Origin of the sequence: Altererythrobacter sp. MTPC7 (assembly GCF_042851395.1) — a bacterium.
In the GTDB taxonomy this organism is placed as follows: domain Bacteria; phylum Pseudomonadota; class Alphaproteobacteria; order Sphingomonadales; family Sphingomonadaceae; genus CAJXSN01.
In genome coordinates this window covers 92,541-105,691 of record NZ_BTGS01000006.1, presented here as the reverse complement: position 1 = coordinate 105,691, position 13,151 = coordinate 92,541, and the positions used below count along the sequence as shown (strand labels likewise).

Annotated in this window: 9 protein-coding genes; 4 read left to right on the top strand and 5 right to left on the bottom strand. The window is 57.9% G+C overall.

From position 1 onward, the window contains the following. Nucleotides 1–144: 144 nt before the first annotated feature. Both ACGHJ7_RS06975 and ACGHJ7_RS06970 read left to right on the top strand, forming a co-directional pair. Nucleotides 145–1,053, top strand: a complete 909-nt coding sequence (locus tag ACGHJ7_RS06975) for a tyrosine-type recombinase/integrase (protein WP_196845874.1) — start codon at nucleotides 145–147, stop codon at nucleotides 1,051–1,053. Between the two features lie 6 nt (nucleotides 1,054–1,059). Further along, nucleotides 1,060–2,253 carry an IS91 family transposase gene (locus ACGHJ7_RS06970; protein ID WP_390475790.1) on the top strand — a complete coding sequence of 398 codons (1,194 nt, stop codon included), beginning with the start codon at nucleotides 1,060–1,062 and terminating at the stop codon, nucleotides 2,251–2,253. Between the two features lie 554 nt (nucleotides 2,254–2,807). On the opposite strand, the gene ACGHJ7_RS06965 is transcribed toward ACGHJ7_RS06970, so the two are convergent. From ACGHJ7_RS06965 to ACGHJ7_RS06945, 5 genes are read right to left on the bottom strand one after another with little or no spacing between them, the layout of a single operon-like run. Next, entirely contained in the window at nucleotides 2,808–5,426 is a 2,619-nt protein-coding gene (locus ACGHJ7_RS06965) for a hypothetical protein (protein ID WP_255548718.1), read from the bottom strand. A 2-nt stretch (nucleotides 5,427–5,428) separates the two neighbouring features. Further along, nucleotides 5,429–6,274 carry a hypothetical protein gene (locus tag ACGHJ7_RS06960; protein ID WP_390475788.1) on the bottom strand — a complete coding sequence of 282 codons (846 nt, stop codon included), beginning with the start codon at nucleotides 6,272–6,274 and terminating at the stop codon, nucleotides 5,429–5,431. Beyond that, the gene (locus ACGHJ7_RS06955; RefSeq protein ID WP_390475787.1) at nucleotides 6,271–7,314 is read right to left on the bottom strand and encodes a hypothetical protein; all 1,044 of its coding nucleotides are present in this window, start codon (nucleotides 7,312–7,314) and stop codon (nucleotides 6,271–6,273) included. The genes ACGHJ7_RS06960 and ACGHJ7_RS06955 overlap by 4 nt, the downstream gene beginning before the upstream one ends. Then, on the bottom strand, nucleotides 7,287–8,324 hold the full coding sequence (locus ACGHJ7_RS06950; RefSeq protein ID WP_390475785.1) for a GTPase-associated system all-helical protein GASH: 1,038 nt from the start codon (nucleotides 8,322–8,324) through the stop codon (nucleotides 7,287–7,289). The genes ACGHJ7_RS06955 and ACGHJ7_RS06950 overlap by 28 nt, the downstream gene beginning before the upstream one ends. Beyond that, a complete protein-coding gene (locus ACGHJ7_RS06945) occupies nucleotides 8,324–9,685 on the bottom strand; it encodes a metallophosphoesterase (protein ID WP_390475783.1) in 1,362 nt (453 codons plus the stop codon). Before ACGHJ7_RS06945 ends, ACGHJ7_RS06950 begins: the two co-directional genes overlap by 1 nt. A 1,342-nt stretch (nucleotides 9,686–11,027) precedes the next feature. On the opposite strand from ACGHJ7_RS06945, the gene ACGHJ7_RS06940 reads away from it, so the two are divergent. Next, a complete protein-coding gene (locus ACGHJ7_RS06940; RefSeq protein WP_196846157.1) occupies nucleotides 11,028–11,261 on the top strand; it encodes a helix-turn-helix domain-containing protein in 234 nt (77 codons plus the stop codon). Nucleotides 11,262–11,753: 492 nt separating this feature from the next. Continuing rightward, on the top strand, nucleotides 11,754–13,148 hold the full coding sequence (gene chrA, locus ACGHJ7_RS06935; RefSeq protein WP_119512568.1) for a chromate efflux transporter: 1,395 nt from the start codon (nucleotides 11,754–11,756) through the stop codon (nucleotides 13,146–13,148). Nucleotides 13,149–13,151 lie beyond the last annotated feature (3 nt).

The window sequence follows — 13,151 nt, the reverse complement described above, 5'->3', positions numbered from 1 at the left end:
TAACCTTCCGGCAGTTTTTGGGCCGGAGCACGAACCCGCTTCGCGGGAGGGGTGCTGGCGGCGCGGGTGACGCCAGAGCAAGAACGTAGCGAGTAGATCGAACAAGGCCGACCATTCCGGCTCCTTCAACCGAGGAGTCGAGAGATGAACGATCTTGTACCTGTTTCGCCCATCAGCCCGCTGCGCCAGCGGCTGATCGAGGATATGACCATGCGCCGGTTCAGCCCGGAGACGCAGCGCAACTATCTGCGCGATGTCGGGCGGTTCGCGACCTGGCTGGGGCGCTCGCCCCACACCGCGACCGCCGAGGATATCCGCCGCTTCCAGATCGAACAGCAGGAAGCCGGCGTTCCGGCGCCGACCATGAACAGCATTGTCGCGGCGCTGCGGTTCTTCTTCACCCACACCCTCGACCGGCCCGGGCTTGCCCGCAAGCTGGTCCGCACCGCTCATGCTCGCAAGATCCCGGTTGTGCTGACCCAGCCCGAGGTGAAGCGGCTCCTCGACGCCACGACCTGCCTCAAGCACCAGGCCGCGCTGTCGGTGGCCTACGGTGCGGGGCTGCGGGTCGGCGAGGTCTCGGCGCTCAAGGTGCGCGATATCGACAGCAAGCGCATGCTGCTCAGGATCGAACGCGGCAAGGGTGGACGCTATCGCAACGCCATGCTGCCCGAAGGTCTGCTTGTGCTGCTGCGGGAGTGGTGGCGCGCGGGGCGGCAACAGGGTGTGCTTCATGCCGATGGGTGGCTCTTCCCAGGTCAGAACGCGACGGTGCCGATCAGCACCCGCCAGCTCTACCGGGTCGTCGTTCAAGCGGCAGAGGCAGCCGATATCGCCAAGCGGGTCGGACCGCACACCCTACGGCACAGTTTTGCGACGCATCTGCTCGAGGACGGCGTCGATATCCGCGTTATCCAGGCACTGCTCGGCCATGCCAAGCTCAACACCACGGCCTTCTACACCAAGGTGGCAACGAAGACGATGCGGGCAGTTGTCAGCCCGCTCGACCGACTGGCCTTGGCGGCACCGGATAACGAGGTGCCGAGCGGCTGAGAGCCGGTGCGCACCTCGCTCGAGGTTGCCGACGTCTTCCGTGCTGCCGGGCCTGCTTATCGGGCCGCCCATGCCGGGCACCTGAGCCTGCATCAGCTCAAGGTCATGTCGGCGATCGAGCACTGTCGCACCGCCGCGCTGGGCGGGCACGTCGAGGCCTGCACCGACTGCGGCCATTGGCGGATCGCCTACAACTCCTGCCGCAACCGCCACTGCCCCAAGTGCCAGGGCGCCGCCGCGCGGACCTGGCTCGCCGCGCGCGAGGCCGACCTGCTGCCGGTCGGCTATTTCCACCTCGTGTTCACGCTGCCCGCCGAGATCGCCGCCATCGCGTTCCACAACAAGGCTCTGCTCTACGACCTGCTGTTCAAGACCGCCTCGCAGACCATGCTGACCATCGCTGTCGATCCCAAGCATCTGGGTGCGCGCATCGGCATCACCGCCGTGCTCCACACCTGGGGCTCGGCCATGACCCATCATCCGCACATCCACATGATCGTGCCGGGCGGCGGTATCGCGCTGGACGGGGACCGATGGATATCGTCCCGCCCGGCCTTCCTCCTGCCGGTGCGCGTGCTGGGCGCTTTGTTCCGCCGTCTGTTCCTGACCCGGCTGCTGGCGCTTCACGATGCCGGCAAGCTCGCCTTCTTCGGTAAGCTGGCGGAGTTGGCCGACCGCCGTGCGTTGCTGCGCCATCTGTCACCGGTGAGGAAGAAGCGCTGGGTGGTATATGCCAAGCCGCCGTTCGCCGGGCCCGAGGCCGTGCTCGCCTATCTCTCGCGCTACACCCACCGGGTCGCGATCTCGAACAGTCGGCTCATCTCCTTCGACGAGGATGGCGTAACGTTCCGCTACAAGGATTATCGTCGCTCTGCCCCAGACCGGCAGCAGATCATGACGCTCGGCGCCGACGAGTTCATCCGCCGCTTCCTGCTGCACTGCCTGCCTCGTGGCTTCCACCGCATCCGCCACTATGGCCTCCTCGCCGGAAGCACTCGCAAGGCCCGTCTCGAACGCGCCCGCCAGCTGCTCGCGGTCGCACCGCCTGCCGTCGATGAGGCGCCCGTCGAACCGCCCGATCCCCACCCGCCATGCCCTTGCTGCGGCGGGCACATGGTCATCATCGAGACCTTCCAGCGCTGCCATCCGCCACGCGGTCCGCCGAGCGCAGCCGCTCCATCCGGGCAACCTGCGCCGTGACCCGGCTCGGCATGACATTGTTCCACCCCGCCGCAGCCACGCTTCCGGCGGCGATGACGTCCGCATATTACCCGCCCAAAAGCAGTAGTCGCATCACCAAAATCGGACGAACCGGCGTCCTACGGCTGCTTTGTCATCGCAAAATCCGACCGGCTGCTATCGGACCCTTCCGCTTATCGGCACCGTCAGCAGCCGTCGGGATCAGCGCAAAGTCGAAATCCCCATAGCGCACCGCGTGCGGCCCGCGGGTTCGGGCACCGTCGACTTTCCGACGCCTCGCGGCGTCCGAAACTCTAAACGGAAGGCGACAGTCCGCTGTCAGACGTTTGTGCGCGGAAAGCTGACATTCAACTCACATCCCAAGGGTGGAGGCTTGGATGCACCTATTGGCCGATTTCCAGTCAGCGCGAAACGAGGGAGCTTACGCAAGCAGTCCCTTCGCCAGCTTAGCGGCTTTGCTCTTGCGTGTAGCAGACTGTCAATGTTCGGCGACGTGACAGTTCGCAGCAGACATATTCAGAACCATGAGTTCAATTCTCCAAATCTTGCTGTCCTTATGAATTCGGCCGAATATGTCGGATTGCCTTCTCAACCGACTTGCGGCAGGAAGTAGGGAGACTTCTACTTTCTCGAGATATCCTTTTCAGATAGTCGCCACCCGCATAATGCTTGACAACTCGTCGCAAAATTTTATCGAGCTCGTTGGCACGACACGCTGTGAGGGCAAGATCACGAGGCGGCCACTTCGATGAAATAAAAGCATCGACAAGTTCATGTCGTGCTGCCTTGCACCGGTCCCAGTCCAAAAACGGTATGAACTTGAATAATTCAGGCACATCGTCTGCCTTCGCCAATTCGCGGTAGAGCGGTGGGAACGCGGCGGCGATCATCATCGAAACGGGACGGTTTCCAGACCGCAACAAGGTTGGGAGTAGATGGCCGGCGGCTGCTAGAAGTGCGTTGGGAGCAACGTTTTCAGCATCGAACATGAGGGCCGCACAGGACTTGACGGCTAATTCGTCCAAATCGAAGCTGCGCCGAGACCGCAAAACTTGGGCTAGGTCACCGATCGAGCGGACAATACAGAGCCGAGCCGGTTTAGCGGCTTTCCCGAACGCGACCATATTGCGGCTTGCGGTTGCCGCGTCGATCGTATCAGCCAGACCAATGCGAGCGGCCCAGGCGCCGTCGAGTTTATCTCCGAGAATGCTGAGCATTGACGCCAGAAACTCTACCTCGTCACCCGCAAAGCGACAGACGAGACAGTGATCGAGCGCATGCTTTGCCAGCTCCACCTTGGCATCAGCGCCTAGTCCGGCGATCACAAGAGGCAATGTTTGAACGAATGTACCGATTGGGAGTGCGTCGCCGGTCACGGCGCGTAGGAGCAAATCGGGCGCGCTGGTTTCCAACGTTTCGACCACGCCCATCCCGATCTTCTTATCAACCAGTATGGCTGTAAACTGTCGGTCATCGGCGCTTCGAAGTAGATCCAGCAGCACGGTGTTAGCCACCTGCCCATCGAGCACACCGCTCTCCGTCAGCCAGCGTACATCCTCAACTGTCGGACTCAGGGTCCGTGCAATCATCTTGTCTCGCTGCACGGTGGGAGAGAGAGTGGCTAACGCACCTCGTACTTCTTTTCCTGAAGAAGTGGAAAGCGCCTTTTCCAAGACTAAACTGGAAAGCTGCGCTGCACTAAAATCATTCACCTCTCCAAGACGGCGCAACTCCATCAAAAGATGAGCCTTGTCGAGACGGGCGAGCAGCGGCTCAGCAGCGGGAATTTGCCAGTCTTCCGTCAGCGAGGGCAGCAGGTTACGAGCAATCACTTGGATCGTGGCAACGTCCTGCTGAGGCAGGATTCGTGCGAGATGTTCGACGAGCGGACGGTCATCAGCCACGCGCTTAACTAGCACCCCATCCTGGGCCAGCAATCGTCCCAAGACGATGGGATCGGCTGACAGCAACGCACGCTTTGAGCGATCCGTGAAAGTCCCACCAAAGCCTGATGCGATCCGAGGCAGCAGGTCGGCGGCGACTCCGCGCGGATCCTCTTGCGACAGGAGCGCGATTGCTCCTTCAGGAGCGCGTGCCGTGAGTTGTTCTACAGCCTCAGCGACAGCTGCAGTCCCCTTGAGCAGTGATCGCCCTCGCAGCTTTTGGGCAATCGCCCCCAAAAAGCCCCACGCCTCATCATCGGGAAAGTTAGCAGAAGCCTGGTGTGCCGCTACGGCCAACGACGGTTCGATCGCTTCGAGGGCAAACGAGTCGCGCACTTTGCCTGAGTTAGCGATGTCGAGCAGCCCTAGCGCCGCCGTCGGAGTGGTCTGCAGTTTCGCTAGCAGTTCGTCCCATAGCAGGGCGATGCGAAGCGCTGCAGCGTTATCGATGTCGAGATCGCCTCCGCCAACGAGGCCGATTTCTTTGTCGGTAAGCAACTGAGGATAGGGCTGGTCGAAAACCCGAGTTACGATCGTCCCGGTCCACCGGTGCCTACCCCCTTGAACTGAACGGCCATCGACTCGACGTCCATTCCAATCCGTGAACTTAGCCCGGGCATCCTTAGGTGCGAATACAAGTTCGAAATCCCTGCCAGCGACCTTGCGAGGCGAGCGCGCGAAGGTCGAGACTGCGAATCTCCGCCGAAGCGATGGCCACAATGCGGTTAGCAGGCGAGTCGCGATGAGATCGGGATTGACGGCGTCCAAAACCACGACCGGTCGCGCTTCCTCGAGGAAAAGCGCTTCAAGCAATTCGCTGCCGCCGAAGTTATCGACGGGCGGAAGAGGTTGCGCTGCGACCACGCTAACGGCAGCCTCCGTAGCATCAGTATCCTCTGGAAGGCGGTCGATTTCCAGCAAATCGAGATAACCGGACAGTCCGTCGGCGTTGGCCCAATCGGACATCGGTATAATGAGGCTTAGAGTCCTTACGCAACCAGCCCGCGCAACCGTCAAATCCTGCCATGTCCGCGCAAGGACAAAGTTCTCGCCGCTCGGAAGCGGATAAGCTGTAAGGTAGGACTTGAATTTCTCACCTGGCCGCAATGGCCCTGCAACATCCGACAGCCGATCAACGACTAGCTGTTCATCCTTCGGCAATTTGACGGATGCTGCCAGAAGTTGATGTCCGTGTCGGTATCCGTGGACCTGACGTTGGACGACTCTCACGGTCAGCTGCCGACCGCCCAGGCAATCGGCAGCGTTAAGTCTGGATCCTTTTGCCAATTGCCATCGTCATCTTCGACCGCGACCCACCCACGACCATCCAAACCATTTTCCTGCACGTCGTCGCGGCAAGCTTCATCCACCTTTAGATCCCCACCCACCACGCTGAGGCCAAATACGCGCAGATCGATTCCTTCGATGTCACCAAGGCGGCCTGCCAGCAAAGGATATTCGCGTTCTATCCAAGCTTTTGGGCCCCTCGCGAAAATCTCGGAGTCGACAATGTCCCAGGCGCTGACGACGATCGAGACGCGAGGTTTTTCACCATTAGGCTGCTCAGATAGCGTGACCTCTAAGAAGCGCAGCAACTCGCAAAGCATGACCTGTGTTGGCATACCTTGGTCTTCGTGATTGCCCAACCTCTCTAGAAGTTGTTTAGAGGTTACCCAGTCCAACGGTCGCACGTCGGCCTCCGAGTTCACACGAACGAACAGCAGCGCGCCACTCGCCGCCCTCATCTCCTCCATTAGTGAAGTTGAGACTTCACCATGCTCGGCTGCATTCAGCCACAATTCTCCCGAAATATCCGGGATCACGATCGTCGTCTGATCGCCACCTTTCTCGGCCGCTACAATCACTTCGAAGTCACGCCTATCTTCCGCATGCTCCGACCGCGGTGCGAAATTTCCAGAATAGAGGTGATCGGCGACATCCAGAACGAATCGAATGTCTACTGGTTGCTCTGCCGCGTGAAGACGCCCCGTCCCAGCATCAAGTGCGGGCCAGACACGTCCTACAAAGTTGGTCTTTCCGGAATCCGGCCCACCGACAAGAACGATTGATCTACTCATCGGTCCCTCCTGTAGGATATGTAAGAGCGAGTGCCCTCAATTGGATCTGCGGAAGGCCAAAATTCTGAAAGAGACCGGTCGCCAGCGGTAGTAGTTGAGATCAAATCTTCGAGGCCAAATCCCGGCTTTACTTCTTCGTCGTTAGAAAAGGGCGCGACAGGTACGATTGTTGCAGTAACGTCTCGCTTCCCCAACTCTGCGATCAGGCGGGCTTGGACTGTATCCGGCAGCTCACCAGAATCCCGATGCGTAGTTACGAGCACCAGCCTTGGTATTTTGCCGCTGAATAGCGTGACAATTCGTCCCGCGAGTTGGCCCACTCGCGATATTACCCCTTGCCGTCGCTCCTTGCTTTCAAGGGCTCGTCCGTCGAGAACAATCCAAATAACCTCGGCTGACTTCATAAATTCGAAGCGGTCAACTCGGGAAGTCCCGATCAGTTCAGTTGTCCATTCTCCAGGTAGATCTGGAAGAGCCAGATCAACGCGCCGACCGTCTGACTCACGAACGAGGCGCAAGTGCAGAAACCCTGGCTGGCGGTCGTCGGAGAGTTCCGTGTGTACGGTCATTTGGTCGGGAGGATTGCCAGCATCCCATTCTCGCGCCCCTCGCGCAATGTCCTCGAAAGCCTTAAGGCTTTTACTGTCTGCAAAGTTCCATCCTGCCAGTTTGGCGTTTGAGATCATAAGGTACAGACTGGCGAGACACGCCGTTTTACCCGCTTCGGGATCGCCTAGGATGCCTATTACATTTACGTAACGCGACGCCATCATCTTGGAGATCGCATCTGGTCCTAGCGTCCGGCTAGCTGGAAACGCCGACATACCCGTTTGATGCTCAAGCACCGGGGCGCCAATAGTGGCTAGGTCCGACTGATCATTCTCGTCTTCAGCTCCATCGGCGGATTCCGACGGCTCCTTCCCAACGTGATGCTCGCAAGAAGCCGGATCGCGCTCCAACGCGCAAACGCCGGTCTCTCCGACCGTACAGCCATCGAAGTCGCAGACGCCGGTCACAGTTTCATTAATCCATTTTCGCACATGCGGATCAGACCAGCTTCAAGCAGAGCTCGGCCTGCCCATGTTGACGCCTTTCGTTTCTCATTAGCGGCCACTCCACCAGCTTCGCCGGTCGAGAGGGCATGGAGAAACGGGAAAATGGTCGGATGTTGAGCAATGCGAGTTGTATTTACCGCCCCTGCAAGCTCTGCACGATCATCTCCGATAATCTCGATAAGTTCTGGCAGATCAATTTCGGGGTCATCTTCGACTGTGCGGAGCACTAGCTCATAGTGTAGATCTGCGGGGAGGCGGCGCAGCTGATTGGCCGCCTCAATTCCAGACGTCACAAGACGCAACGGTTCTGGCATGCTCGCGAACTGCCGATTCAGCAACCTGCTACGGCTTAGCTGCACCCACCAAAGGAAATCGAGCTCTTCCCGATCAAGTGCGGCGTTCCGGCGAAGTGCTTCAATGGTAGCTCCGCTTGCTTTTTTGAAGTTCGTCTCGGTTTTCGTCTCCTCTTCGCCCTCCTCGATCGTGACGGTCAAATCTGCCATGTCGGGAACAGCTTTACGCTCACGGACTTTTTCAGCGGCCTCGCGACTTCGCTTCTGAGCTAATTCGAGTACTTCTTGTCGCAGCTTCTCACGCTTTTCATCTTGCAGTGGTGGTTGAAAGCCGAGCGATGACCACAAGGCATTCGAATAGACATCGACCGTGGTCCACCCACTGGTGCTGAGCGGCTCTTCCAGTATGGATAAGGCAGCGACACCCGCACAAATGCCGACCTCGAGCGGACTCTCAGTGAAGAGAAAGGCAGAAGCTTTTTTCTGCACAGCATTTTGAACTTCCATACCAAGGCTTTCAGCGGGCTGCCCGTCACCACCCAGCGATGCCGCGATCATTTCTGCCTTAGCCAAAATATCAGCGATTTGGTTGAGCTTACCCCATTTTGAGGATAATGTGCTGATGGCGGCTTTACGCGAGTCTACGTCTTCATTCGACGGCGTAAGCATCGCAATCCTCATGTGAACTGGTAGGTTGTCCATCACATTTCCCCCTCGTTTCGTTCGGCAATGAGCCTATCAGTCATTTCAATTATTTCGGGAAGGCGACCTTCCCGTACAAGCCAGTCGAATAGCTTGCGCTCCATGCCTTGGTTCATTCGTTCATTAGATTCGGCTGGGATGGCATCTAAAGCCAACAGAATCCGCAATCGGTCACTCTCAAACAGGTCCCGAAAGAATCGCAGCAGGGCTAATTCGTAGCCTTCGACATCGGACGGCATTGTTGCTGTCTCCTCTGTGTCGACCTCGGCGTCCTCCGTGGGCACAAATTCTACATGCTCGGGCACATGATCCGGAGTATCAGCACTGGGCTTCGGCCCGCTATCCACTGCTGCCAACCCGGCTTTCCGAAAATTCGGCGAACCCAATATGAACTGTGGCTCACTACCGCCAAGGCGCTTGTTGTCGGCTTCGAATGACGTTTTTGCCGGATTCCATGTGCGCGGATGTATCGCCACGGATAGACTATCGCTGGACTCATCCCAATCGAATTCAATTATGTTGTAGGTGTAGGTGTAAGTGTCGTCCGATTTGAACGGTACTGCCGCACCCGCCGCGAGCATCATAACGTCACAATTATCATCAAATTTATTTACTTGCACTTTTGGATCATGCTCGTGACCTGAGATAAATACTCTCACACGACTATCAACATACTGTCGCACTTCCTGCGCATCTTTATACCAATGAAGCGGATGGTGAACGAGGACAACGATTTCTTCTCCGGCGACGGGGCGCGGAATGGTGAACTGGCGCGCACCGATCATCAGCTCTGCCGGCTCCTCTCGTTCCCTTCCATGGCAAAGAAGGGCTGAATTTAGACGGACAAATCGGATCCATCGGCCGGGCCCGACCTCGATGCGCAAGTTTGTGGCATATTTGGCCTCGTCATCCAGACCGCAATTGTATCCTACGCTGAAGCGACCGTAGTCCTCGAATCTCGAGAACAGAGTACTCCGATCATTCTCATTGGCGATTACTTCTTCGTACTCGGCGGCCCCTCCTTCACGAATATATTCGAGCAATTTGGAGCCGCCGACGGAGAGCTTGTCGCGATCAAGGTCGTGGTTGCCCGGTACCATCTGCACTCGATGTATCTCGCACCCAATCCCGGCAGCGAGCTTGTCGAGCCACTCGCCTGCTGCTTCATACTGCTCCCACGTACCGGAGTATGCCACGTCTCCGGTCACAAGAACTCCTTGCGCCACTCCCGCTGTAAGCGACGCGACGACTTCAGATGCATCAGCTATGAGTTCCCTTTTTACGTCGTCATGGATGTGAACGACGTGATCACGCTCCTGTCCAAAATGAATATCGGAAACGTGAACAAACACTGCTGGCATCGATCGGCCCTACTTGAAAATCCTTATGCGGCAATCTGATAGTAGGGTGTTGAAGTCAGGATTACCATCACTGGTCGTAACAAAGCGGCGCCCGTTGGAACAATCCAGGCCAAATCAAACTGAAGCAGTTGGTCCATTGCCCCCTAGAACGTATATCCTAGCGAATTTGGACAATATCTCCACCGGGAAAATATGCGATAAGTTGCTGATTTCACTAGTGCGATAGAACGCATGATCGGCGAACTTTGGTTAGCGTTCGCGGGCAGTTTGGATCGGTCTCTCTGCTTTCCCAACGCTTCCTCCGACGCGAGTCGATCGCTCGACTGGCAACAGCTCGCCAGATGCCCGTCTTTCCCCCTGTACAGCAGCGAAGGACGGGAACTAGCGCCCGCCGCCATTCGAGTGTGCTCGATGGTCGTCCGCTTTCAGGGTTGTCAGACTGCGCGCTGAATGACTGAAATGAGGGCGCAAAGCTGTCGCTTCAGGGCTCGCTTTCAAACGGCAGCTTAATCCCGCCATTTCCTACATTCGAACAACTTCGGAACGGTTCCGAAAGCAACCGCAATAACAATTCGTTTGCTGTCGCTCAGACCTTGGCGCGCGCGAAGCGAAAGCATCGGGACCGTTTCTTCTGGTTGCTCATGCACTGCTCCGCTGCTGGTCGAGAAGACACGTCTCGACCATTTCGGCACCCACGCAAGCGCAGTTTGGTGATGTTGGGAAAGAGGGCCGTCGATGGTTTGACCGTGTCACAAATGTCTCCCAGCAACAATATCGGTGCGAGTTTGCTGCAAGTTATAGCCCCTCACATTAGCCACTTTATGCCGTTTAATATGCAGCACTATTGCAATAGAATTGCAGGGGCAGCGCGTCTGACGTATTCTTCTTCTACGATACCAGGAATTGTCCGTAGACGTCTGACATATCTAGTGATTTTGGATTGCGAGATAAAAGCAGCGCCGTCGGCCATGCTGCAGGTGGTTGGTTTTGTTGAGCAATATGCGATGGCTTCGAACTAGCCCCGCGGCGCTTTCCTGGAAAAGGCGTTTGTTCTCAGACATATTAGCGACGGCACTTAACTTGGGATGTGATATTTGCTGGACAATCCGCCTCAAGGTGGACGTCCTTCGCCGTTCGCACGCATTGTGATGCATGCGAACGGTGAGCTCGCTCTAAGGCTTCGGCGCTGCAGCGTAAGAACTGCAACAACAGCGTCGGAATGTCATATGGCGCTGGACAGCCTATTCAGTCGATAATCGGTGACGATGGCGGGCCGGTCTGTCCCCTCCCCTGCTCCCCAGGTCGGTCCGTCATCACCCCACAGATGAAAGGATCGACCGCTATGCCATCTGCAGGCACGACAGAGCATCTTCGCGAACGTAGCGGGCACCAAGTCATCGAACCGATTGTCATGCGGGTACCAGACGCCTGTCGCTATCTCGGGATCGGGCGCAGCACGCTTTATGTGCTTATCGGCAAAGGCGAGATCGAAGTTATCAAAATGGGAGCCGCCACTCTCGTCCTCACTGCCAGCCTGCGGTCGCTGGTGGAACGGCTGCGAAGTCCCGACGCATAGCAAGCAAGTCGGATAATATGATGACCGCGCACCCTGACCTCCTGCAAGCTGTTATGCTTGCTGCCATTGTCAGCATGCCGGATCACTCCAAACGGCAGCTCGTCTCAAAAGCGCAGGAGCGGCGTGAGAAGGCGGAAGAGGCTCTAGCCGCCAGACTTGTGATCGCACTTTCGCAGCGGTCATAGTCTCTTTGCCGACGGCGGCTTTGCGCCCTCATATTGGACATTTGATCGGTCTCGTCGCGATCCTGAAACCTGCCACTGGACTAGGTAGTAGCTGAGGGCGGCTTCGTGCCCTCAATTCGGAAATCGGAGATACAAATGCCGATCTCGAAAGCCGACATTCTCCAAGTGCAAGGCAGACTGTTCGCGTAAGGCTTTTGACAACACCAGATCAATGATCTAGCAGTTTGACTTCGGGCACTTATTCCGGCGCCCGGTAAGGCAATGCGCCCAAGTCCGGCTCGATGAGCTGTGTGCGAAGGACGCGTTGATGAATTCTCCCGCTAATTCAGGTTCCGTAGAACAAACTCCGATCCCGTTTTCCGAAGGGGTGCGTGTCTGGGCGCGCGTGGCCGCGTTGAGCTTTGGTGGACCAGCGGGCCAGATCGCGGTGATGCACCGCATTCTAGTCGATGAAAAGCGCTGGATCGGGGAGAACCGGTTCCTGCATGCGCTCAATTACTGCATGCTCCTGCCCGGACCGGAAGCCATGCAGCTTGCCACCTATATTGGCTGGTTGCTCCACGGCGTTCGCGGTGGCCTCGTCGCAGGATGCCTGTTCGTCCTTCCCGGCTTCCTCAGCATTATGGCGCTTAGCGTGCTCTATGCCAGTTTTCAGGAGGCCAGCTTCGTCCAGGCGATTTTCTTCGGCATTAAGGCGGCGGTGCTCGCCATAGTCATCGAGGCCCTGCTGCGCATCGGGAAAAGGGCATTGAAAACTTGGCCCATGTATCTGATTGCCGCCGCAGCCTTCGTGGCGATATTCGCATTCGATGCACCTTTCCCGCTGATTATCGCGGCCGCCGCGCTGGTCGGTTTTCTTGGAGGGCATTTCGATCCTGCACGGTTTCTGGTCATTCGCGCCCGTGAAACGACCGAGGACGGGGAGAGCGAGCCGGAAGCCGTGCTTCATACAGGCGGTATGGCGAAAGCGCAGCCTACATGGCGCGGAGCAGTCCGCACGGCCTTGATCTGGGGCAGCATCTGGGCAGCTCCCATAATTGCGCTGATCCTTCTTGTTGGCCCAAATCACGTGTTCACGGAACTGGCGGTTTTCTTCTCCAAGCTCGCGGTCGTGACATTCGGGGGCGCGTATGCCGTGCTGGCCTATATGGCGCAGGAAGCCGTGCAGACGCATGGCTGGCTTGCCCCCGGTGAAATGCTCGATGGGTTGGGCATGGCGGAGACCACGCCGGGTCCACTGATCCAGGTCGTCCAATTCGTGGGGTTCATGGGGGGATATCGCGAAGCAGACATGTTAGGCCCGGTGGCTTCGGGCATCGCGGCTTCGGTCATCGTCACGTGGGTCACGTTCGTGCCGTGCTTCCTATGGATTTTCCTTGGTGCGCCATTTATCGAAAAACTGCGCGGCGTGAAGCTTCTGACAGCGGCGCTTTCGGCGGTGACGGCAGCAGTCGTCGGTGTGATCCTAAACCTTGCCATCTGGTTTGCGCTGCACGTTGCCTTCGCACGGCTTGACGAGGTTCGAGGTTACGGCGCACGCCTGCTCGTGCCGGACTTCGCCACGATCGACGTCGCCTCCGTCGTCATTGCCGCTGCGGCCCTGATCGCCATGCTGCGCTTCAAGATCGGGATGTTGCTCGTTCTCTTCGTGAGCGCACTCATTGGGTCGCTGTATTACCTCGCAATGATGGCTGGCACCTGAAAT